General features: G+C 61.0%; 20 protein-coding genes and 1 tRNA gene. 14 read left to right on the top strand and 7 right to left on the bottom strand.

Annotated elements, in window-relative coordinates; translation table 11 throughout:
• Positions 1–76 precede the first annotated feature (76 nt).
• From B2P82_RS14770 to recR, 4 genes are all read left to right on the top strand, one after another.
• Positions 77–1,087 carry a flagellar biosynthesis protein FlhF gene (locus B2P82_RS14770; protein ID WP_034810663.1) on the top strand — a complete coding sequence of 337 codons (1,011 nt, stop codon included), beginning with the start codon at positions 77–79 and terminating at the stop codon, positions 1,085–1,087.
• Positions 1,088–1,091: 4 nt separating this feature from the next.
• Complete coding sequence (locus B2P82_RS14765) at positions 1,092–1,931, top strand: nucleotide-binding protein (RefSeq protein WP_034810665.1); 840 nt, start codon at positions 1,092–1,094, stop codon at positions 1,929–1,931.
• A 135-nt stretch (positions 1,932–2,066) separates the two neighbouring features.
• Positions 2,067–2,780: a response regulator transcription factor CtrA gene (gene ctrA / locus B2P82_RS14760; protein ID WP_034810668.1), complete on the top strand. Its 714-nt coding sequence runs from the start codon at positions 2,067–2,069 to the stop codon at positions 2,778–2,780.
• Positions 2,781–2,910: 130 nt separating this feature from the next.
• Complete coding sequence (recR, locus tag B2P82_RS14755; protein ID WP_206991245.1) at positions 2,911–3,516, top strand: recombination mediator RecR; 606 nt, start codon at positions 2,911–2,913, stop codon at positions 3,514–3,516.
• A gap of 6 nt (positions 3,517–3,522) precedes the next feature.
• On the opposite strand, the gene B2P82_RS14750 is transcribed toward recR, so the two are convergent.
• Together B2P82_RS14750 and B2P82_RS14745 are read right to left on the bottom strand one after the other, a co-directional pair.
• Complete coding sequence (locus B2P82_RS14750; RefSeq protein ID WP_290497723.1) at positions 3,523–4,665, bottom strand: PQQ-dependent sugar dehydrogenase; 1,143 nt, start codon at positions 4,663–4,665, stop codon at positions 3,523–3,525.
• A 119-nt stretch (positions 4,666–4,784) separates the two neighbouring features.
• The gene (locus tag B2P82_RS14745; RefSeq protein ID WP_290497722.1) at positions 4,785–7,658 is read right to left on the bottom strand and encodes a TonB-dependent receptor; all 2,874 of its coding nucleotides are present in this window, start codon (positions 7,656–7,658) and stop codon (positions 4,785–4,787) included.
• Positions 7,659–7,869: 211 nt separating this feature from the next.
• Between B2P82_RS14745 and queC the strand changes: the two genes are divergently transcribed.
• A complete protein-coding gene (queC, locus tag B2P82_RS14740) occupies positions 7,870–8,577 on the top strand; it encodes a 7-cyano-7-deazaguanine synthase QueC (RefSeq protein ID WP_290484651.1) in 708 nt (235 codons plus the stop codon).
• A 129-nt stretch (positions 8,578–8,706) separates the two neighbouring features.
• A complete protein-coding gene (locus B2P82_RS14735) occupies positions 8,707–9,126 on the top strand; it encodes a 6-carboxytetrahydropterin synthase (RefSeq protein ID WP_290479876.1) in 420 nt (139 codons plus the stop codon).
• Here B2P82_RS14735 and B2P82_RS14730 read toward each other — a convergent pair.
• From B2P82_RS14730 to B2P82_RS14720, 3 genes are all read right to left on the bottom strand, one after another.
• The gene (locus tag B2P82_RS14730) at positions 9,123–9,614 is read right to left on the bottom strand and encodes a hypothetical protein (RefSeq protein ID WP_206991240.1); all 492 of its coding nucleotides are present in this window, start codon (positions 9,612–9,614) and stop codon (positions 9,123–9,125) included. The two genes, B2P82_RS14735 and B2P82_RS14730, sit on opposite strands and share 4 nt — an antisense overlap.
• A 97-nt stretch (positions 9,615–9,711) precedes the next feature.
• Complete coding sequence (locus B2P82_RS14725; RefSeq protein WP_206991239.1) at positions 9,712–10,023, bottom strand: cupin; 312 nt, start codon at positions 10,021–10,023, stop codon at positions 9,712–9,714.
• An 82-nt stretch (positions 10,024–10,105) separates the two neighbouring features.
• Positions 10,106–10,801: a pirin family protein gene (locus B2P82_RS14720; protein WP_290497721.1), complete on the bottom strand. Its 696-nt coding sequence runs from the start codon at positions 10,799–10,801 to the stop codon at positions 10,106–10,108.
• Positions 10,802–10,938: 137 nt separating this feature from the next.
• Between B2P82_RS14720 and B2P82_RS14715 the strand changes: the two genes are divergently transcribed.
• From B2P82_RS14715 to B2P82_RS14680, 8 genes are all read left to right on the top strand, one after another.
• On the top strand, positions 10,939–11,829 hold the full coding sequence (locus B2P82_RS14715; RefSeq protein ID WP_290497720.1) for a histone deacetylase family protein: 891 nt from the start codon (positions 10,939–10,941) through the stop codon (positions 11,827–11,829).
• Between the two features lie 49 nt (positions 11,830–11,878).
• A complete protein-coding gene (gene recQ, locus B2P82_RS14710; RefSeq protein ID WP_290497719.1) occupies positions 11,879–13,714 on the top strand; it encodes a DNA helicase RecQ in 1,836 nt (611 codons plus the stop codon).
• A gap of 114 nt (positions 13,715–13,828) precedes the next feature.
• Entirely contained in the window at positions 13,829–14,428 is a 600-nt protein-coding gene (locus B2P82_RS14705) for an ATP-dependent Clp protease proteolytic subunit (RefSeq protein WP_034810690.1), read from the top strand.
• 150 nt (positions 14,429–14,578) lie between these two features.
• Positions 14,579–16,210, top strand: a complete 1,632-nt coding sequence (locus B2P82_RS14700) for an ATP-binding protein (protein WP_290497718.1) — start codon at positions 14,579–14,581, stop codon at positions 16,208–16,210.
• A 7-nt stretch (positions 16,211–16,217) separates the two neighbouring features.
• Positions 16,218–16,610, top strand: a complete 393-nt coding sequence (locus B2P82_RS14695) for a DUF983 domain-containing protein (protein ID WP_290497717.1) — start codon at positions 16,218–16,220, stop codon at positions 16,608–16,610.
• Between the two features lie 90 nt (positions 16,611–16,700).
• Positions 16,701–16,777: transfer RNA gene (locus B2P82_RS14690), tRNA-Met, on the top strand.
• 371 nt (positions 16,778–17,148) lie between these two features.
• Positions 17,149–19,992, top strand: a complete 2,844-nt coding sequence (locus B2P82_RS14685) for a BACON domain-containing protein (protein WP_290497716.1) — start codon at positions 17,149–17,151, stop codon at positions 19,990–19,992.
• A gap of 61 nt (positions 19,993–20,053) precedes the next feature.
• Positions 20,054–20,818 carry a hypothetical protein gene (locus tag B2P82_RS14680; protein ID WP_290497715.1) on the top strand — a complete coding sequence of 255 codons (765 nt, stop codon included), beginning with the start codon at positions 20,054–20,056 and terminating at the stop codon, positions 20,816–20,818.
• A 4-nt stretch (positions 20,819–20,822) separates the two neighbouring features.
• Here the strand turns inward: B2P82_RS14680 and trxB are convergent, their stop codons facing one another.
• Together trxB and B2P82_RS14670 are read right to left on the bottom strand one after the other, a co-directional pair.
• Entirely contained in the window at positions 20,823–21,791 is a 969-nt protein-coding gene (gene trxB / locus B2P82_RS14675) for a thioredoxin-disulfide reductase (RefSeq protein WP_290479867.1), read from the bottom strand.
• 86 nt (positions 21,792–21,877) lie between these two features.
• Positions 21,878–22,899, bottom strand: a 1,022-nt coding sequence (locus B2P82_RS14670; RefSeq protein WP_349679754.1) for a cation diffusion facilitator family transporter, incomplete at its 5' end; no start/stop codon positions are given.

The following is a 22,899-nucleotide window of genomic DNA, read 5'->3' as shown; positions in this document are numbered from 1 at the left end:
TTCCAACGAAAGCATGTCCTGTCGGCCTATTGGGGTGGCGATCGGCGGGGTGATCAACACAAGGGAACATGCAAACATGCGCATGAAGATGTTCGCCGCGGAGACCCTTGAGGCCGCCAAAGCGATGATTTTTGCCGAAATGGGAGCGGACGCGGTCATCCTGTCTGAACGGGAGATCGACGGCGGTGTGGAAGTTCGCGCTGCAACGGACAAGCTGGGAGGCGGCGTTGTTCCAAGCGAACCGCTATTCCTGCGAGAAGCCCGTGGCACCGGCCATGGTCGTGGCTCTGAAAACCCTCTCTACAGTCGCGTTCGCGACGCTCTTCTATGGCATGGCGCCCCCAAGCGCTTTGCGGATCGGGTCGCTCACGAGGGCGCTGATCAGAATGCGGTTCCGGGCGACTCGCCAGAGGATTCGATCGCGGCCGGTCTGGAGCGCATCGTCACCTGCGATCCGATTGCGGCCCGCATGGAACGCGACATCATCCTCGTGGGGCCGCCAGGACATGGCCGGACCTCCACTGCAGCGAAACTGACCCGCCGGGCGGCGGTTGCCCGTACGGCCATCCTGCCAATCGCTGCAGACCTTGATGGAACTGCAGGCGGCGCTCAGCTCGCAGCCTATCTGGAACAGGAGCGTGGCCAGATTCGCACCGCTTTGACGCCAGATGCCCTTTTCGACACGTTGCGCACCGCACGGGCCGCCGGGCATCGCTGTGTGATTGACCTGCCATCGATCAATGCGTTCGACCAGGATGATATGGACAGCCTGCAGGACCTGATTCAGGTCGTGCGCGCCGAGCCCGTACTTGTCATGTCAGCCGAAGGTCACCCGGAAGACCAGGCAGATGCTGCCCGCATCTTTGCCCGCGCTGGCATACGCCGCGCTATCCTGACCAAACTCGATATCGCCCGCAGGCGGGGAGGGGCCATTTCGGCTCTGTCTTCTGCGGGAATCGCCTTCTCGCACCTTGCCGTTACGCCCTTTATAGGCGGCGGGCTGGTGCCGGCAGCGCCGTCCCGGCTGGCTGCCTTGTTGATGGAAGATGCCCCCGGCGATGTGATCGCCTTGAAAGGAGCTGCGTAATCTTATGAGCTTCATGCTTCGAAAATCGCAGGAACGTCCGGCTCAGCGGCCGACCCCTCGCGTCGCGCCAGCCTCGATCATCGCTGTTGCGAGTGGCAAAGGTGGTGTCGGCAAGACTTTCATGGCCATTACCCTGGCCTCCGCTTTTGCCCAGGCCGGCAAGCGCACACTGCTGGTGGATGGCGATTTGGGTCTTGCCAATGTCGACGTTCAACTCGGCATCGCTCCGGAAACCGACCTCGCTGCGGTCATCGCAGGCTGGGTCGAACTGGATGACGCTGTGACGGCCGTCGATGGCGGCGCAGCAGATGGCGGCTTTGACGTATTGCCTGGCCGATCCGGCTCTGGCGCGCTGGCTGAGCTTCCGCCTGAGGAAGTTGCCCGCCTTGCTGCAGGCCTTTCGGCGCTGGCGCTGCAATACGACCAGGTGGTCGTGGACCTTGGCGCCGGGATCGAAGCCAATTGCATGCGCTTGGCGCGCGCCGCCGACAAGGCGCTCATGGTCATCACCGACGAGCCGACCTCGATGACGGACGCTTATGCGTTCATCAAGGTGTTGCGCGGTTACGCGCCGAACGTCGAACCGGTCATCTGTATCAATCAGGCCGAGTCTCGGGCCGCAGGCCAGCGCACCTATGAAGCGATTGCGCGCGCTTGTCAGACCTTCCTCGGCTTCCGTCCGCATCTTGCGGGTACCGTAATGCGGGATCCGAAAGTGCGCGATGCGATCCGCTGCCAGAAGACGCTGATCTCCACAGACCAGCAGGCACAGCCGATCCAGGACGCAATTGCCATTTCTCAGATGCTCATAGGCGCCCGTCAAGGTGTCGATATTGGCTATTAATCTGTGTGAAGAAAGTAGAAGTTTTGGGGGCGGATCGTACGGCTTGTTAACCTTCGTTAAAGGAACAGCCCGTAGGATTCACATTGACAGGAAATGCGGCTAGCTTGGTCGTAATGATGATTCGGGAGACGAGAGATGCGCGTCCTGCTGATTGAAGATGATAGTGCGGTGGCTCGTTCCATCGAGTTGATGCTGAAGGCTGCAGGCTTCAACATCTACACCACCGACCTCGGCGAAGAGGGCGTGGACCTCGGCAAGGTCTATGAGTACGACATGATCGTGCTTGACCTCTCACTGCCTGATATTTCCGGGTACGAAGTGCTCAAGCAGCTGCGCATGGGCCGTGTAAACACGCCCGTGATGATCCTCTCCGGCAATCCCGACATTGAAGCGAAGGTGAAGACGCTCGGCTACGGCGCCGACGACTATCTCACCAAGCCATTCAACAAGGACGAGCTGATCGCCCGCATCACCGCCATTGTGCGTCGCTCCAAAGGCCATGCCGAGAGCGTGATCCGCACGGGCGAAATCGTTGTGAATCTTGACGCGAAGACCGTAGAAGTGGACGACGAGCGCGTTCATCTGACCGGCAAGGAATACCAGATGTTCGAGCTTCTTTCCCTCCGGAAAGGCACGACGCTGACCAAGGAAATGTTCCTGAACCACCTCTATGGCGGCATGGACGAGCCAGAATTGAAGATCATCGACGTCTTCATCTGCAAGCTGCGCAAGAAGCTGCAGAATGCGACCAACGGCAACCACTATATCGAAACGGTCTGGGGGCGCGGTTATGTTCTGCGCGATCCGCGTCCAAGCTCGAAAACGGCGGAAGTCGAAGCGGCGGCCTGACGCCCAGAGTTTCGAAGCTTTAAGAGTGCTTCCCGAACCCCGGCCGAAAGGTCGGGGTTTTGTTTTGTGCGCAAATGGCTTTTACACGTTCCGGCTTGCAACCAGGCGCAAATAGCTGACATTGAACGCCATGTCCCAGAATTCTGCCGGTCCTGAAATCCTTCGCCTGATTGAACTGATCTCGCGCCTGCCGGGCCTCGGGCCCCGGTCTGCGCGGCGCGTTGCCCTGTTCCTGTTAAAGCGTCGCGACACTTTGCTGAAACCGCTGGCCGACGCGCTGGCTGAGGCGGGCGAAAAGATCGAACGGTGCAAGGTCTGCGGGAATTTCGACACGGTGCAGCCTTGCGCAGTGTGCCAGGCAGGTGGGCGCGATGATGCGCTGGTGTGCGTGGTGGAAGACGTGCCGGATCTCTGGGCGCTGGAGCGCGGTGGCGCGTTCCGGGGGCGCTACCATGTGCTCGGCGGCGTCCTGTCGGCGATCGACGGTATTACGCCGGATGACCTCAACATTCCGTCACTGGTGACCCGCGTGGAGGCCGGCGGCATACGCGAAGTGATCCTGGCGCTCAATGCCACTGTTGATGGCCAGACGACAGCGCACTACGTGGCCGAGTTGCTTGAGGGGAAGGGAGTCAGTGTCACGCGTCTGGCGCATGGCGTACCTGTGGGCGGCGAACTGGACCATCTCGATGATGGAACGCTCGCCGCCGCACTCAGGTCACGCCGCGATATCTGATCGGGCCTATTCGGCTTCCGCTTCAGCGATGTCCACGCGGAATATGCCGTCGAAATCCTTGGTCGCGACATAGAGGTGACCATCGGGGCCCTGAACCACGTCACGGATCGCATATTCTTCGTCAAACAGTGACTGCTTGCCGACCACTTCTCCATTTTCCATGTCGATCCGCGTCAGCTCCAGTCCGGCCGGACCGTTCATGCCGCCCGTGAAAAGGTCACCTTTCCAGCCCGGATAAACGTCGCTGGTCAGCATGGTGAGGCCTGAAGGAGCAATTGATGGTACCCAATAAGTGAGCGGTTGAACCATGCCTTCGGCTTCGGTCTCATTCGTTATGATTGTGCCATCATAATTCACGCCATAGGTGATCTTGGGCCAGCCATAATTCGCGCCGGCCGTGGAGATGTTGAGTTCGTCGCCGCCTTTGGGGCCGTGTTCTGTCTCGTACAACGTGTCCGTGGCGGTGTCGTAGTAGAGCCCCTGCACATTGCGGTGACCATAGGACCAGACTGCGGGCGCACCGGCTTCACCATCGGCAAACGGATTGTCTGCAGGAATAGAGCCATCTGTGTTGATGCGGACGATGGTACCATGCGTATTGGTGGGATCCTGAGCATCCTTCATGAAGCTGAAGCCCTCGCCGAGGGAAACGAAGAGGGTGCCGTCATTCGCAAATTGCAGGCGCGAGCCATAATGGTAGGCGGTATCGCGCGCATCGGCCCAGAAGATTTCCTCAACATTTTCCAGCGCGCTGGCATCGTCGCTGAGGCGGCCCTTGATGACGGCTGCTGCGTTCGTGGCACCATCGCCCTTGGAATAGGAGATGTAGACCATGCGGTTGGTCTCGAAGTCCGGATCCAGCACTAGGCCAAGATATCCTGCCTGACCTTCAATGAACGCTTCCGGCAGGCCGGTCACGGAAGAGGGGGTGCCCTCGCCTCCAGCAACGAATTTCAGGCCGCCTTCCTTCTCTGTGAACAGCAAATCGCCATTCGGCAGGAAGGCGAGGCCCCAGGGCCACTCGGCCTCGGTCACGACGGGCGTGAGTTTCACGTCAAAGTCGCTTGTTGCGACCGGCGTGGTTTCAGCTGGCCCGCCACAAGCGGCAACAATCAGTGCGAGCGGAAGCAGGGGGATGATAGGGCGCATGAGGGCGTCTCCGTTTGAGGCAGGGAGGTTTGCTGGGACCATAGGACGAGCCTGCCGATTGGCCAAACAAAAAGGGCGACCTCGAAAGGCCGCCCTTGGAATTCAGACGAGTCCGGGTCCTACCAGGACTTCTTGACCGTGACGCCGTAGAGGGCTGGCTCGGTCAGGAAGGCGTTGGTGAACAGGCCTGAGGAATCGTCGGTCAGGTACGTACCGGTGATGACTTCCTCGTCGGTCAAGTTCTTGGCGAAGACTTCCACGCCCCATCCGCTCTCTGGATTGTTGAGCAGGATCGACAGGTTGACGTTGGACCAGGATTCCAGTCCATCGCGCGGCGTGTTCCAGATACGGCTCTCGCTTTCCGACTGCATGTAGTAGTCGCCGCGGATCGTAAGGTCCCAGTTGGAATTGCTGATGGCTGGGAATGTGTATTCCGCCGCCAGGTTCAGCGTCATGTCCGGGGCGCCCGGCATGGAGTTGCCATCCAGACTCTTGGCATCCCCTTCGATGGGCTGCAGGGCCGTGGCCGTCTGCGTGTCGCCATTGGAGTCCGTGTAGGTCACGGTGACGCCGTCCAGACCGAAGGCGGCTTCCTGCCCGGAGAATGCGCCGGTACAGAGGCCAAGCGTGGAACCCGGAGCAAGCAGGCCGCCCTGAATCGCTCCCAGCACTGTGGCATAGCCCTGAGCGGACACGACACAGTTCGAATAGGTGCTGGAATTCTTCAGCGCGACGAGATCTGCCCGTCCATTGGTGCGGTCGAGCACGTCGATGCCATAAGTGTCGACGACTTCGGCATTCAGAAGGCCGAGATTAGCCGTCAGCAGCCAATTGTCTGCCGGCGTCCATAGGGCTTCCAGCTCAAGACCCTGAAGCTCTGCGTCCACGTTGATGTTCACCGAAGAGCGGTTGATGATCTGCGTGATCTGGTAGCCTTCATAGTCATACATGAAGCCGGTCAGGTTCAGCTGGGCGGTGCCGCCTGCAAACGTGTTCTTCGTTCCGATTTCATACGAGTTGATGAATTCCGGATCGAAGGTCTGCGGGAACAGGTTTGCACCTGCTGGCTGTGGCGGGTTGATGCCGCCACCCTTGTAGCCCTTGGAATAGAAGCCGTAGATCAGCGTATCGTCTGTGAAGTCGAGATCAGCTGTGTAGTCAAAACCGATACGGCCAGTGATTTCCTGGAAGTCGGCTTTCAGCTTTCCTTGAGACGCAAGTGGATCAGCACCCGCGGCTTGCGGTGTGAACAGGAAGGTCGAGACGATGTCCTGTTCCTTCTGGTCATCCGTATAGCGAAGGCCCAGCGTGAGCTGGAGATCGTCAGAGACGTCATAGTAACCTTCACCAAAGACAGCGAAGGATTCCAGCTGGTAGGGGGACAGCGAGCGGTAATAGTTCCCGCCGTCACCATTCAGGGACAGGTCGAACAGGGACGCACCATCGGAGGTCGTAGAGCCGCTATCAAGCGGAACGTTGCCGCCAAACAAGGCGCCACCAGCCGCATTATTGATCTGCGTCAGGGCCGTCAGCGCGTTCGACAGAACGTAATAACCGTCTTCAGCATTGTATGGATCGATGGTTTCGAAATCCACCTTGATGGCGCCAAGATTGAAGTTGAATGGACCATCATAGTCAGACTGGAGACGAAGTTCGTGGGTCGACTGCTCGCTGTTCGCGCCGGACAGGTCGAATGTTCGGAAGGAATTGGCAGCGCCAAGTTCCGGATCGTTCACGACGCCGCCTGGGAACAGGAGGGGGTAGAGGGGTGCCAGGGCCGGGTTGATGAAGGGGCCGGCCGTTGTGTTGAAGGTCAGCGATGCAGAGGCCTTGTTGTAATCCTCACGCGATACGACTGAGCTCTCACTATAGCTGCCGAGATAGGTCAGCAGCAGATTGTCGCCGATATCGGCTTCAGCCTTCCATGAATAAAGCGTCTGGTCGGCCTGGTACATCGGGTCGAAGGCCGACTCGATCTTGCGCAAGTCTGCAATGGCCGGATCGAGGTTCACATCGCCGTTCAGGAGGCCGGCAAAGATGCCAAGGCCGCCAGCGAGGGTGGCCTGCGAATTCACGCGGTCACGGGACTGATCGAGCGGAGCATCCACACAGCCGAGCGATGTCGCCAACTGGTCAACAGCCGAGACCGGAATGCCCATGAAGCTGTCGAAGCCTTCATCCTTGTCGCACAGCTGTTTGCCGGAGCGGAGACGGGAATCGTCTTCTTCGAAATGCTCAACCGAAATCCAGCCACGGGCCCAGTCTGTGGGCTCGAATGCGAGGGTCGCCCGCACACTATAGAGGTCACGATCATCGACATCATTGCCGGTTGTCAGATTGTCCACATAGCCGTCACGGCCGAGATAGGAGCCAGCCACACGCAGGGCGGCGTTTTCGCCAAGGGGCAGGTTGACCATGCCCTTGCCTTTGAACGTGTTGTAATTGCCATAGGTGAGCTCGGCGTCAGCCTGGAATTCGCCCAGTACCGGCTTGGCAGTAATCAGGTTGAACACACCGCCAGTCGCGTTGCGTCCATAAAGCGTACCTTGTGGGCCACGCAGGACCTCAACACGTTCAACATCATAGAACTCGGCTTCGAAGAGGCGGTTGGCCGTAAGCGGAATGTCATTTTGGTGGATACCCACACCCGCATCCCCGGACTGCGCAACCACGTCGGCGCCAATACCGCGGATCTTGAAGTTGAATGATGTGAAGTTGCCTTTGGTGAAGCTGACGTTGGGAATGGATTTCACCAGGTCAGGGCCACCGGCAAGCTGGAGCCGGTCGAGGGCATCTTCATCGAACGCGGAAACCGCGATCGGAACATCCTGAATGGATTCCTCGGTTTTCTGTGTCGTCACCGTGACCGTTGACAGGGTGCGCGGGCTTTCGTCGGAGTCATCCTGAGCGGCGGCCATCGGCCCCACCAGACCGACCACGAGAGCGGATGCCCCAGCCAGCCAGACGGATTTCGAGTGTCTGATATTTCGCATGTTTTGTTTCCTCCCCTCGGGCCGCTTTAGTGCTGCCTCGAGCAATTTTAGCCGAGCCGGCCTCTTTTGGGCCTGCTTCAATTGTCATCTGAATGCATTCGTGACGGGTCTGTCAACATGACGCTGGGGTAATGACGGGTTTTAAAATGCGGGTGTTAAAAATGTAACGCCCTTGCTTGGCCGCGTTGCCCATGCCTGTTACAGGCGCAGCATGTCACATTCTTCTACAGCCGCACTGGTCCTCTTCTCGGGAGGGCAGGATTCCACGACCTGCCTGGCATGGGCGCTTGAGCGATTCGGGCGGGTAGAGACGGTCGGTTTTGACTACGGCCAACGCCACCGGATCGAACTCGATTGCCGGGAGACGGTACGGCGGGGTCTGGCTGACCTAAATGCAGACTGGGGCAGCCGTCTTGGACCGGACCATATGCTCGACGCCACCGTGCTGAAGTCGCTCGGAGAAACGGCGATGACGCACGATGTCAGCATCGAGATGACAGAGGCCGGCCTGCCTTCCACCTTCGTGCCGGGCCGTAATCTGCTGTTCCTGACCTTGGCGGGCGCTCTGGCCAGCCGCCGGGGCATTTCTGTTCTGGTCGGCGGGATGTGCGAAACGGACTATTCGGGCTATCCCGACTGCCGCGCAACGACGATGGACGCCCAGGCTGAAACACTGAGGCTGGGCCTCGATGTTCCGATGCAGATCGACACGCCACTAATGTACATAGACAAGGCAGGGACGTGGGCGCTGGCAGAAGATCTGGGGGGCCAGGCGCTGGTCGATCTGATCGCGGAAGATACCCATACGTGCTATCTGGGCGAGCGCGGCCAGCGCCATGAGTGGGGCTATGGCTGTGGGGAATGCCCGGCTTGTGAGCTGCGCGCAAAGGGCTGGGCAGGCTGGAAAGCCGGTGCCTGAACACCCTATTCACTTGCAGAAGAAGCAGCCATAACAACTGGACTTTTCGAGCTTTTTCCAGCAATTGGTCGCCAATCCGCGCCTCGAGCACTTGTTGGCGCAAATCCGCACGAGAATTGAAACGAACCGATGACCACACAGACTGACCAGACCAGCACCTCAGCCGCGGCGACCAGCCCGGAAGGCCGCGTGTTTGCGATCTCGAAATCTGTGAATTTCGAGGCGGCCCATTATATGGGCGGCAAGCCTGAAGGGCATCCCTACCGCAATGTGCACGGCCATTCCTTTGTACTGGAGGCGACGGTTGCGGGCACGGTCAAGCCAGGCGAGCAATGGGTTGAGGATTTCTCTCATCTGACCGCCTGCCTGCAGGCTACGGCAGCGAAGCTGGATCACAAGCTGCTGAATGACATTGAAGGGCTTGAAGTTCCGACGCTGGAGCGGATCTGCCTCTGGGCAGCAGCCGACCTGAAAGAAGGCCTGCCGGGCCTGACGAAAGTCGCCATTTCCCGGCCAAGCCTGAATGAGCGGTGCGAGCTGGTTCTCTAGCTGCCGGACGGCGTCGCGGCTGTCAGTTCTTTCACGAATTTGCGGGCAAACCGGTCAGAGGCGCGCTTGGCGTCCTGCCAGGTCGAGATACCGGCATAACGAATATCAGTCTCATACCAGTCATAGGTCAGGTCGCCTGTCGCTTTGCCGCTGGCATCAAAGGCCGTTGCTGACAGTTTCATGCCACCAATGCTTTTGGAGTCGCCATAATCAAGGCCGGGCGTATCGCCCAATTGCTTGAACGTCGGCTTGTTGGGCTTGGCGTCAAGGATGGTCACATCAATGCGGGCTATGTCGAGCCCGGCCTTGCCGAGTTCGCGGGTCAGGTCTTCCTGCACTTCTTCTATCAGGTAATCAGCTTCGCGCATGCCATATTCATCGTTCAGCTCCTCGGTGAATTCCGGGCTGAAGGTGACATTGATTTCGCCTGCGAGCGCGGCCGGGGCGGCCAGCAAGGCTAGGGCGGCGAGGGGAACTAGTCGTTTCATCGAAGTCTCTCCAAAACTGCTATAGATTCATCCTACCACGCTGCCCATGCCCGTAGAAGTCACAGGCCTGTGAGCGTGGAGTGCACCTGTCAGGGGTTCAAACACTGCCTTCCTGCTCGACCACAAGGATGCGGGCTTCACCCCGGGGGTGAGCGACATGTTCGCATCCAATCCCGGCGAAGAAAATGTCTCCTGTTTCCAGCGTCACGATCTTCTCTGCACCGTCTTCGCGGTAGTGCATGTCCACGATCCCATCGAGGACCGCGAACACCTCCTCGCCCTCATTGACGTGCCAGATATAGGGCTGGTCGGTCCAGTGAAGGCGTGTGGTGATCCCGTCCATGTTTGCGACATCGATCGCACCCCAGGCCTTGGGCGCGGTAAACGCCTTGCCGCGGATAACTTGCATCGTGTGACCTCCCACAACCAATAAGACCGAGCCGCATTGCGCTGCGGCCCGGTCTTCGAAGTAACGTGGCCGGAGGCAGAGATCAAACCGTGTCGACGAACACGATCTCGGCGTCGGCAATGCCCTTCACTGTCAGGGTCTCGGCGCCGGTGATGGCGGCCCCGTCGCGTCCGGTCATGACAATGCCGTTCAACTCGACAGATCCGTCGGCCAGCACCAGATATCCATGACGGCCTTCCTTCACTTCATAGGTCAGCGTTTCGCCTTCCTTCAGTGTCGCGCCGAGCACATTGGCGTCCTGATTGATGACGAGGCTGTCGTCTGCGCCGTCACTTGAGGCCAGCACCGCCCAATTGCCGGACCGTTCCCCTTTGGGAAATTTCCGGGCGCCCCAACCAGGCTTGCCGCCTGCTTCACGCGGCAGGATCCAGATCTGGAACAGGGTGGTTTCCTCGTCTTCGGCGTTCCACTCGGAATGCTGCACACCGTCGCCAGCGCTCATGACCTGGACGTCCCCGGCCTCGGTACGGCCGGTATTACCCATGGAATCCTTGTGCGTGATCGCGCCGGTGCGGACATAGGTGATGATCTCCATCGACTGGTGCCCGTGGGGGGGGAAGCCGGTATGCGGCTGGATCGTGTCGTCATTCCAGACGCGCAAGGCGCCTTCGCCCATGCGCTCCGGGTCGTGATAACCGGAAAAAGAGAAATGGTAATTGGCATTCAGCCAGTCATTCTGGAACCGGCCGAGCTGTTTGAAGGGTCTGTGTTCAATCATGGCGATTTCCTTTCGCGCTCGTGTTGCAGCGAATATGACGCGTCCGGGCGCTGCCTGTAGATTGCGGCCAGCCATCACACCTATGCGCACCGTGCATAAGTGGAAACGGGCGGAAAACCCGCTAGGTTCCGCCCGATATGACACTGCCCATTATCCACCATGTTGACTATGACGCGAAAACGGTCGCCGATGACCATCGCTTCCCGATGCGCAAATATGCGCTCGTGGCCGAATTTCTCCGCGACGCGGGCCACCGTTTCATAGCGCCGGAGGCCGCGCTGGAAGACTGGCTGCACCTCGCGCATGACGAGGCCTATGTCAGCGCCATCATGACCCAGACGCTGGACGCGAAGGCCGCGCGCAAGGTCGGGTTCGAGATCACGCCCGCCATTGCCCGGCGCTCGGCTGCATCGGTCGGCGGCACATGTCTCGCCGCGCGCCTTGCTCTGGAGCAGGGGGCCGCTGTGAACCTTGCCGGCGGCAGCCATCATGCCGGGCCCGACGGCGGCGCGGGTTTCTGCGTGTTCAACGATGTCGGCGTTGCCGGAAAGCTCTTGCTGGAAACGAAGGAAGTGCGCCGTGTGGCGGTCATCGATTGCGACGTCCATCATGGCGACGGCACGGCGCTGATCTTCCGCTATGATCCGCGCGTCTTCACCGCCTCGCTGCATTGCGAACAGAACTGGCCGCGCGAGAAGCCGCCCTCTGATCTGGACATCGGCTTGCCGAAGGGCACGGGCGATGCCGCCTATCTGGCCGCGCTGGAAGACTTGGTCGAGGCCGCGCTCGGCACATCGCCGGATATCGTCTTCTACAATGCCGGGGTCGATCCGCATGCAGAAGACCGTCTGGGCCTTTTGTCCCTCAGCGATGAGGGGCTGCGCGCGCGAGATGGATTCGTGGCGCGGGCCTGCCGCTCAGCCGGTATCCCGCTCTGCGGCGTCCTCGGCGGCGGCTATGCCCGTGACGCCCGCGCCGTCGCCCGTCGCCATACGTTTCTTGTCGAGGCGTTCGGCGCGGCTGCGTGAAGGCACCTGTGCTCTTGCCCCGACTCACTTGCGTCGCCACAAGAGGCTGATGCCTGCCCAGCCAACTCTTGATGATGCCCGCGCGCTGCTGAAGCGCGTCTATGGCTATGACGCCTTCCGGGGGCTGCAGGAGGATGTCATCGCCGACACGCTGGGGGGCAAGGATGGCCTCGCCGTGCTGCCGACCGGCGGCGGCAAGTCGCTTTGCTACCAGATCCCGGCGCTGTTGCGTGATGGTATCGGCATTGTCGTCTCGCCGCTGATCGCGCTGATGGCCGATCAGGTCGATGCACTCAAACAGGTCGGCGTGCGCGCCGAGCGGCTGGATTCCTCGATGGATTTCAATGCCCGCGCCGAAGCGCTGGAGGCGGCCGCGCGCGGCGAGATGGATCTGCTCTATGTCTCGCCCGAAGGCATGGGCACGGGGCTGGCCCAGCGGCTTGCCCAGATGAAGGTCTCGCTGATCGCCGTGGACGAGGCCCACTGCGTCAGCCAATGGGGCCATGATTTCCGCCCGGACTATCGCGCCCTCGGGCGGCTGAAGGATCTGTTCCCCGGCGTGCCGCGCCTCGCGGTGACCGCCACGGCTGACACCCGTACGCGCGACGACATTCTCGCGCAGCTCGACCTCACCCAACCGGCCGTCCATGTGGCGAGCTTCGACCGGCCCAATCTCGCCCTCGCCGCAGAGCCCAAGGAAGGCAACCGCGCCCAGCGGGTCGTCTCCCTCGTCAAGGCGCGTCCGGGCCTGTCTGGCATCGTCTATGCCGCCACCCGCAACGCCACCGAAGACCTCGCCGAGGCCATCGAACGTGCGGGCATCACGGCGCTCGCCTATCATGCGGGGCTCGATGCGGATGTGCGGGCCGAGCGCCAGAGGCGCTTCCTGCTGGAAGATGGCCTCGTCATGTGCGCCACCGTCGCCTTCGGTATGGGGGTCGACAAGCCGGACGTCCGCTTCGTCATCCATGCTGATCCGCCCAAGACGATGGAAGCCTACTGGCAGGAAGTCGGCCGCGCAGGCCGCGACGGAGAGCCCGCCGAAGGCGTCGCGCTCTACGGCCCCGCCGACATGCGCCGCTCGCTCAGCTGGACCTATGAGGGCGACGCGCCCGAAGCGGTCAAGCGCGTGCAGATCACCAAGACCCGCCAGCTGTTTGCCTTCTTCGATGGCGATGAATGCCGCCGCGCTGCCGTGCGCCGCTATTTCGGGGAAGAGGGGGTCGAGGCCTGCGGCGCGTGCGATACCTGCCGGGGTGAGACCGGCGAGCCCTATGATGCAACCCGCTGGGCACAGATGGCGGTCTCCGCCGTGTTGCGCTGCGGCCAGAAGATCGGGCGCGGCCGCCTGATCAATCATTTGCTCGGACAGGCCAAGGACAGTTTCGACGAGGAACTCTCCACCCAGTCGACCTATGGCATCGGCAAGGACATGCCGAAACAGGGCTGGGGCCGCGTGTTCGACGCCTTGCTCTATGATGGCATGCTGGCCGAGGGCGGTGAGATGAACCGGCCGGCGGTCGTCGTGCCGGATGCCGAGGCCGCCCGCGCCCTGTTCCGGGGCGACCGGACCCTGATGCTGCGTGCTGACCCCGCCGCCACCCGCAAGCGCGCCAAGGGCAAGAGCCGCGTCGCTGCGCAGGCCCTGGCTGACATGTCGGAGCGCGACCAGATCCTGTTCGACATGCTGCGCAGCTGGCGCACCGAAACCGCCAAGACGCGCGGCGTGCCGCCCTATGTCATCTTCCATGACCGGACCCTCGCCGAAATCGCCCGCGAGCGCCCCGCCGACGCCGACGAGCTGCGCCTGATCAGCGGCGTTGGCGAGAAAAAGGCCCAGCGCTACGCCGAGGATGTATCCCGCATCGTCGGCGAGGCGGCCTGATCGCGCTGGCCGCTGTCACAGGTTTTCGCGCGGACAGGCAGGTCCAGCCTTGACCCGGCGCGCGTGGCACCTCACCTATAGGCTCAACCAGATTTCCCGCCTTTCGGAGTCCTCATGAACCTTTTGCACCGCCTCGATGACGAGACAGAAGAAAAGCCTCAGTCCGAGCCGAACGCCTTCCTTGAGGAAGCGCTGTTCAAGGCCCGCACCATCCTGCTGACAGGCGGCATCGATTTCCATGCCGCCCGCCGCGTCAGCCAGCGCCTGCTGGCCTTGTCGGCCGAGAGCAAGGAGCCGATCCTGCTGGTCCTCTCCTCGCCCGGCGGTCACGTCGAAAGCGGCGACATGATCCACGACATGATCAAATTCGTCGAAGCGCCCGTGAAAATCCTTGGCACCGGCTGGGTCGCCTCGGCTGGCGCGCTGATCTATGCGGCGGCGAAGAAGGAAAACCGCTTCTGCCTGCCGAACACCCGCTTCCTGCTTCATGAACCGCGGGGCGGCGTTGGCGGCCAGGCCACGGATGTTGAAATTCAGGCCCGCGAGATCATCAAGATGCGCGAACGCCTCAACAAGATCTTCGCAGCCGCCACGGGCAAGTCGCTGGAGCAGATCAAGGAAGACACCGATCGTGACTTCTGGATGAGCGCGGAAGAAGCCGTCAAATACGGTCTCGTCGGCAAGGTCGTGAACCATCGCAGCGACGTCAACTAGGCGCGCCCCCGCGCTGAAAGATTACCGAATTGAACGCCCGGTCCTCCAAAAGGATCGGGCGTTCATTTTTGGTTAGGGATGTGTTTGCCGCACGTAAAGGTTTATGTAGCAAGGTGTCTTCTTAACCTGTGTAAGGACACCGTCGCTTTCATGCCGGTACGAGTAGAAGACATTGCGGTCGCTGTGCGGCCTGTACCCACAGCTGCGACCGTGTCAGCGGTCTTTACGCGGTTGCTCGCCCATCCTGATGTATTTGCCGTGCCGATTGTCAGCGATGGCGCTGCGCTGGGCATGGTTTCGCGCCGGTCCGTGTTTGAGGCGCTCGCAACCCCCAGCGCCCGTCAGGCCAATGGCACCACGCGCATTACCGAAATCATGATCGAGCATCCCATCATGTGCGAGGCTGGAACACCGATCGGCCTGGTGGCAAAGCTCGCCGCGGACGGCTCGACCTCGGCGCTGACCGATGGCGTGATCGTCCTGTCTGACGGCAAGTATCTCGGCCTGATCAGCCCCGCGGCGATGCTCTCCGCCGTCGCGCTGGAAAACGCCGCCCGCGCCCGCGCCATGCAGGTCGCCCAAAAGCGGCTACAGAAATCACGGACGGATACTGGCGCCTTCGAACAAGAGAAGGCACGCTTCCTGGCATTTGTCGGGCATGAGATCCGCACGCCACTGACCGGCATTCTCGGCGTTGCTGACCTGTTGCAGGACAGCGTGAGCGGCGGTGAGCCGAAACGCCTCGCGCGCACCATTTCGGAAAGCGGGCACCATCTCGACCGACTGCTGAGCGACCTGCTTGATCTGTCACGCCTGGAAGCTGGCAAGCTCACCGTGAACAATGCCCCGTTCGACCTGCACGATTTCGCGAATGAGGCGCGCGACCTCTGGCAGTCGCGTATTGCCGGCAAACGGCTGGACCTGCGCATCAAGGTCGCCGGCGGCGCTGTGGCAAGGCTGGAAGCCGACGCGATGCGGCTTCGCCAGATATTGTTCAATCTGATGAGCAATGCGCTGAAATTTACCGAGCGCGGATATATCGGCGTCGAGCTGTCCACATTCGAAGCTGCGGGAAACCTTAAATTGCGCATGACGGTGGAAGACACTGGCTGTGGCATTACCGATATCGACAAGGCGCGCCTGTTTGAAGCCTTTGAACAGGCCAATGCTTCTACCGCCACCACGCATGGCGGATCCGGCCTGGGTCTGTCCATTGCCAAGGGGCTGGCCAAGCGTCTCGGCGGAGAAATCCTGCTGACGGACAATCCCAATGGCGGATCAATCTTCACCGTCACCATGCCCGTCGAACGGGCGGGGCCGCGGCTTGCGGTCACCGGTGCGCCGCCGAAGCCGCGCATGCGCGCCTTCGATCTCGGCCGCATCCTGCTGGCCGAAGACCATGCCGTCAGCGCCCTTGTCGTCACCCGCGCCCTGTCGGCGGCAGGCTGGCAGGTGGATTCCGTCCAGACCGCCGAAGATGCGATCGACCGCGCCGCGACCAACACATATCAGGCCATTCTGACAGATATCCACCTGCCGGGGGCCACCGGCGACGAGGTCCTCAAGGCCATTCGCGATGGGCGAGCCCCGAATGCACTTGCGCCGGTCATTGCGGTGACCGCGGATGTCAGCCCGGAGCGCCGTCTGGCGTGCGAAGAGGCGGGCTTCACCACAATCATCGAAAAGCCGATCCGGCCGCGTGCGCTGGTCGCGACGCTTGTCGACATCCTCCTTGCGGATCGCGCAGCAGCGGCCGAAGCAGACCACCGCCAATTGGCCTGATCCGGGCATGACGGGTCACACGCCTGCGCAAGACCAGAAACCAAGCCTGATGACCGCCATAGGGCGAGGGCTTCGATTTCGGTGTCCCAATTGCGGGCAGGGGCGGATTTTCCGGGCTTACCTGAAACAGGCCGATGCGTGCGATCATTGCGGCGAACCGCTTGGCAGCATTCGCGCCGATGATGGCCCGGCCTGGTTGACCGTTCTGTCGCTCGGTCCATTCCTCGTGGCAATAACCTTCTTTGTTTCGTTCGGCCACTTCCCGCTCTGGGCCGCTCTGCCGGTGGCCGCCATCGCCGTCACCGGGGCGGTGCTCCTCTTGCTTCCCCGCATCAAGGGTGCCTTCATCGCGGCGCTCTGGGTCTCCGGTATGGGCACTGGGGCAGGGAAGGCCGATTAAGGGCCCGGAATTCTCCTGCATCGCGTGCAGGCCGGGTGCTTGCGGAGGCGAGAAACCGCGTGTATGAGGCGCGCTTCGCAACAGCGAAACGGTTCGGTAGCTCAGCTGGTTAGAGCGCGCGACTCATAATCGCGAGGTCGGGAGTTCAAGTCTCCCCCGAACCACCATTTGCGGTTCCCCGAATTGTCGTGTTGCGCAGCATTCTGTCGCACCAACGTACTTTCTTGGCGTAATTTTCCCATTCCTAGGTTGACGGCCCACCTCTTGGCTCGCCAAAGTATGGCGACGTATTGCAAAGGGAAAGACCGGGGGAAAGTCGGTAATTCATCTTTGAAATCAATCGCCTGACCGGGCGCGTGGTTAACGGAACAGTTCTCGGGGAACTGGTGCCGGGACGGCGTATCTTGTCTGGACATTTTCACAGGGGAGGGGCTGGAACCCGCGCCTTCCCAAAACTGACGGCTGGCCCGAAGGCCGGCTCAACACTGGTGCCTGGGCCTGCTGTCAGGCGGGCCCGGACAAGGCAAAGGACTGTAGAATGCTGCCGTTTTCCACCTCTCATCACGCGCTTAGAAAATGGTATCCTGGTCTGATCGCCCCGGTGTGTGCGGTCCTGCTTGCGGCCTGCGGTGGCGGAGGAGGAAGTGGCGGGTCCGATCCGGCGCCGCCCCCTGCGCCACCCGCTCCGAGCGGTATCAGTTTCGAACTGGAGGGCACTGCGACAAAGGGCGTGATACTGGGCGGCACGGTTCGCGTGCTGGATGCGAATGACGCGTCCGTCGAGATTGCGACCGGCACAACCACGACATTCGACGGCAGTTTTGACCTGTCGGTTCTCGGCTCCACCGGCTTCGAGGGCCAGGTCGTGAAAATCGTGGTGACCGGCGGCAGTGGTGCCGTCATGGTCTGTGACGCGCCTTCGGGTTGTTACGATGTGGATTTTGGCGAGACATTCGAAATCAGCGACGAGTTCGAACTCTCTGCAATCATTGAAACGCCCACTGACGGAGGCAGCGCGACGGTTCACGTCAACGCCATTACCACGTTGGCCGCAGAGCTTATGGAATACAATGCCAACGGTGATGTACTGGACCGGACAGACATTGTCGCCGCGAACAGCCAGGTGGCCGACCTGTTCGGTCTCGAGAGCGAAGACCTGACCAGCCTGCCGGGGGTCGATGTGACGACGGCGGAACCCGACAATGATCTGCCCGCAGATATCTTGCGGGCCGCCTATGTCAATGCCGGCTTCCTCGGCGCGCTGCTGGAAGGGTCGGGCCCCTTGGACCAGCGTATGGACGCGCTGATCCAGGACTTCACCGAGAATGGCGGCCAGATGATCATGAACGAGGCTGAGGACAATGCGGCTGTCCTCAGCATGGAAGATGTTTTCGTGAGCGCAGTGGAAACCGCGGAACACCTCCCGCGTGAAGGAGAAGCGTTCTCCGAAGCAAACGAGAAACTGGAAGCAGATTATCTTGCCATCGTGGCCACGGCCGCCGGTACGCGATCTTCCGACCTTCCTGAGCGTCCCGTTCTGAAAGTGTCGACGACGGAAATGTCGTTCAGGGGCGTTCGGGGTCGAACTATCGAGGGGGCCGAGATTCACATCGCGGGCGAGGGTATTCCGTGGAAGATCAAACAGGTGGCCCCGTGGCTGACCTTCAGCAGGACGGAAGGAACAGGCTATGCCACCGTCAGGGTCACGCCCCTTACCGATATGGCAGAGGCAGGCCAGAATGAGGGCATCTTCATCGTCTATGATACCAAGGCCCCCAAGCAACACATCGTCGATGTCTCCTTTGCGATGGGAAATGAACTGATCGTGTCGGTGCTTGACGGGCCTGATCTTGAGGCCGTGCAAGGATCAACGGAGGCCCTGACACGGCGGGTGAGTGTTGAAGGCCTGGACGTATCCTGGAAGGCAGAGCCGCTGCAGGATTGGGTCAGCGTGACACCGTCCAGCGCAAGCCAGCCTGACTTCGCCACGATCACTATGAGCCCGACAGATCTGGCGCCCGGCAAGTACAGGGCGGATGTAAAGTTCGTGGACACCAATTTCGACCAGTCCTTCACGGTCGGACTCGATGTGTATATTGAGCCCCGCCGAATCCTGGTCGAAGAAACGGGCGTGAGCTTTTCGCACTTTCCTGCCAAATCCATATTGGATCGGGAGATCACCGTCTCCGAAAATTCGGGTGATCCGCTGGACTGGACAGCGACCGACAATGCGGCTTGGCTAACTGTCACGCCCTCCGGCCAGACCCCAGGTGTGCTGACTCTTCAGGCGGACCCTACCGGCCTTGCCGCCGGTGTGGTGCATATGGCTCAGGTCGAGGTGAGGACGGACAACACTTTCGTGCAGAATACTGAACAAGTCGAGGTCTCCCTCTGGATTGGGGAAGAGGACCCTGAAGCTCGGCTGGAGGTCACAAACAATGCAATTGGTGCCAGAAATATTGTTGCAGATCCTGTGAGACCATACTTTTACGCTAATACGACGGACCGCGATTACATAGTTGATAAGAACGTGGACATTTTCAATGTCTATACCGGAGAGCTCGTGGAAACGATTGAGAATGTGTCACCTAAGAATGGTGTCATGACCATCAGTCCTGACGGCTCATTCCTGTATGTGTTCGACGAGACGAATAACAACATCGTTCCAGTAGACCTGTCCACATACGAGGTCCAGGAAGGATGGAGTACTGAGTACCTCGATTCAATGGTGGTCAGGCGAGTAAATGGAAAGGAAATTCTTTTTACCGGTTCGGGGCTGGCATACGATCTCGCGAATAGAGAGCAGTTGGATGTGGACTTTGGCCTGTACACCTACAACAACAGAAACTCGGTTGATGTCAGCAGAAACGGTGAGAAGCTATGCCTCTTGGACGAGGGCTTGAGCCCGTTTTCGCTGTACTGTTTCAGCCTGACATATCGCCATCGGGATGGCGGGACACTTCACTCCCTTTATCATGGGGACGTTGATCATGGTGTGGGATCCGGTGGGGCGGACACCGCATTGTCACTTGACGGTACCGTAGCCTACACCGCTTCCGGGTCCCCCTATCAGTTCAATGTGTTCGACACGACGACGTTGAAACAGGTCCAGACGCTCGCGGGCAATCCGTATCCTACTGCGGCTGAGGTCGACGTGAATGGCATCTTCTATGGTGGGTTTCGTATTACCAGAGACCAGGGAGATGTGTGGGCGTATGACCGCGAAGGAAGCTTGATAAAAAAATATTCGGTCGGGAAGTCTTCGGACCAGTTGCGACAGAGGCAATTGATTGTTTCGGGAGACGGCAGCAGGATCATCGGTGCGATATCCGATTACTTTGATCCGGTAGACGGCTACACGGCGATTCTGGCGGCCGAGTAGGGGATTAAAATTCGCGAGAATGACTGGCCGCACAAGATGCCGCGCTCTATCATGTTCATCCATGACGCGATCAGTTTTCCTTGCATTCGTACTGGCGGGCCTGGCCTTTGCGCCCTTGGCGGTGGCTGATGAGGCAGCGGCGGAGGCGGCCTTTGTGCGGGGGGAGTATGATACTGCCCGCACGGAACTGTCGGATAGCAAAACTGCAGATGCGCTGGCCTTTCGCGCGCGGGCGCTGTTGGCAGAGGCGATGTCAGGGCCGGCTGACCCACCGGAGGATGTGCTGCACCGGGCATTGGATGACGCCAATGTCGCCCTCATCATGGACCCGGCCCATGCCGAGGGGCGTTTGCAGCGGGCGATTGCATTGTCGTTGATCCTGAGACCGATGAGCACGCGTGAGGCGCGCAAGACCGGCTGGGCGGAAGAGGCGCGAGACCTGGCGCGGGGCGTGCTGAAAGACGAACCCGGCAATGTCTATGCGCACGGTTTCCTGTCGGTGTGGAATCTGGAAGTCGTCAATCGCGGCGGTCCGATCGGGGCCATGATCATGGGGGCGGGGGTCTCTGACGGACGCGACCATTATGAGGCCGCCATAGCCGCCGCGCCGGATGAGGCGTCGGTTCACTGGCAATGGGCGCGGGCGCTCGCGGCGCTGAATGCGCGCAAGTATCGTGATGAAGTATTATCCGCGCTGGACGCAGCGCTTGCCGCAGCTGTCGATTCCGAACTGGAGCGTGTCATGCAGGCGCGCGCGGCCATGTTGAAAGCCGAAATGCTGAGAGATGACCGCCGCGCCCAGGAGATCGCGGCGGGTATGCTGTAGGGCGCTATTCCGCGGCGACGGCTTCGGCGTGGGCCTCTTGTTCAGAGAGGAAGCGCTCGGCTTCGAGCGCTGCCATGCAGCCCATGCCAGCGGCTGTGACAGCCTGACGATAGGTCTCGTCCGTGACATCGCCCGCTGCGAAGACGCCGGGGATTTCCGTCGCGGTGGAGTCTGGCGCCGTGATCAGATAGCCATTGTCCTTCATCTCCAGCTTGCCCTTGAACAGCTCGGTCGATGGAGCGTGGCCGATGGCAATAAAGACGCCGTGGACAGGCAGGTCTGTGGTCTCGCCGGTCTCGACATTCTTGATGCGCGCGCCTGTGACGCCAGCCGGGTCGCCGCCGCCGAGGACTTCGTCGAGCACGCTGTTCCAGATGACTTCGACTTTCGGGTTCTTGAACAGGCGGTCCTGCAGGATCTTCTCTGCGCGGAAGCCTTCGCGGCGGTGCACGACCGTGACCTTGGACGCGAAATTGGTGAGGAACAGGGCCTCTTCAACGGCCGTGTTGCCGCCGCCGACAACGAGCACTTCCTTGCCGCGATAGAAGAAGCCGTCACAGGTGGCACAAGCGGAGACGCCGAAGCCCTTGTATTTCTCTTCGCTGGGGATGCCGAGCCATTTGGCCTGTGCGCCCGTGGAGATGACAACGGAATCAGCCGTGTAGGTGGTGCCGCTCTCGCCGACGGCCTTGAACGGGCGCGAGGAGAAGTCGACTTCGGCGATATGATCATTGATCACGTTTGCGCCCATGGCTTCGGCGTGTTCCTGCATCTTCACCATCAGGTCCGGGCCCTGGATCTCGGTGAAGCCGGGATAGTTCTCGACCTCGGTCGTGATGGTCAGCTGGCCACCCGGCTGCATGCCGGTCACCACGGTCACATCGCGCATGGCGCGCGCGCCATAGACGGCGGCGGTCCAGCCAGCGGGGCCAGAGCCGATGATCAGGATTTCGGTGTGTTTCGTGTCAGCCATTGCGAAGGATCCGCCATCTGTTCTTGTCATATCGGCCCGGCATATGGGGCCTGCGGCATGAGCCTTAAAGTGCTGCGGGCATCATATCAATGTGAACACTGCCCGGCGGGGCCCAAAGCCCCGTTATTGCCGTCGCAGACGACTTCGACCGTGGCATGGAAGACATCGAACCGGTCAGCGAGGCGGGCCTTTACGGCGCGGCGCAGCTGGTCAGGATCGGCGCCGGGGGCAGCGGTGACTTCCAGCGTGATCAGGGGCTTGGATTCGGTCAGGGCCCAGGCATGGAAATGGGCCACGCCCGCGATGCCGTCGATCTCGGCCAGCAGGTCGGCCTGTATGTCTTCGGGATCGAGCCCGGCAGGCGTGCCTTCCAGAAGGATATGGCCGGACTTGCGGGCAATGCGCACCCCGGCGATGAGGACCAGCAGGGCCACCAGTGCTGACAGGATGGGGTCGGCGGCCATCCAGCCGGTGGTCATGATGATGATCGCCGCGCCAATGGCCGCGATCGAGCCGAGCAGGTCGCCCGCGACATGCCAGAGCGCCCCTTGCAGGTTCAGGTCTTCCTTGCTGCCGCCATGCAGGATGGCAAAGGCAAGAATGTTGACGAGCAGGCCGCCCACGGCGACGGCCATCAGCACGCCGCCCATTACATCAACCGGGTCCAGCAGGCGATGCACGGCTTCCCACATGATCCAGCAGGCCAGCGCGACCAGAAGAATGCCATTGGTGAAGGCGGCGAGAATCTTCATCCGCGCAAAGCCGTAGGAGCGCTGCGGGTCGGCCGGGCGTTCGGCCAGCTTGTACCCCACCCAGGCGAGGGCCAGCGAGCCGGCATCGGTCAGCATGTGCGCGGCATCGGCCAGCAGGGCCAGCGAGCCGGAGATCAGGCCGCCCGCCACTTCGGCAAACATGAAGGCGGCTGTCAGCAGCCCGGCTATGGCGACGCGGCGACGCGAGTCGGCGCTGGTCATGTCGGCATGGTGCTCATGGCTGTGGCCATGTGCATGATCGTGATCGTGGTGGTGAGAATGGGAGTGATCGCTCATATCGGCTGTACTGGCGGGTCTGGGGGAAGGGGTCAATCGGCCTGTGATAGCGTTGCGTT

It is taken from the genome of Hyphomonas sp. UBA4494, assembly GCF_002388935.1.
Classification (GTDB): Bacteria; Pseudomonadota; Alphaproteobacteria; order Caulobacterales; family Hyphomonadaceae; genus Hyphomonas.
Note: the sequence above shows the minus strand (reverse complement) of the source record. Positions and strands in the feature narration are given on the sequence as shown.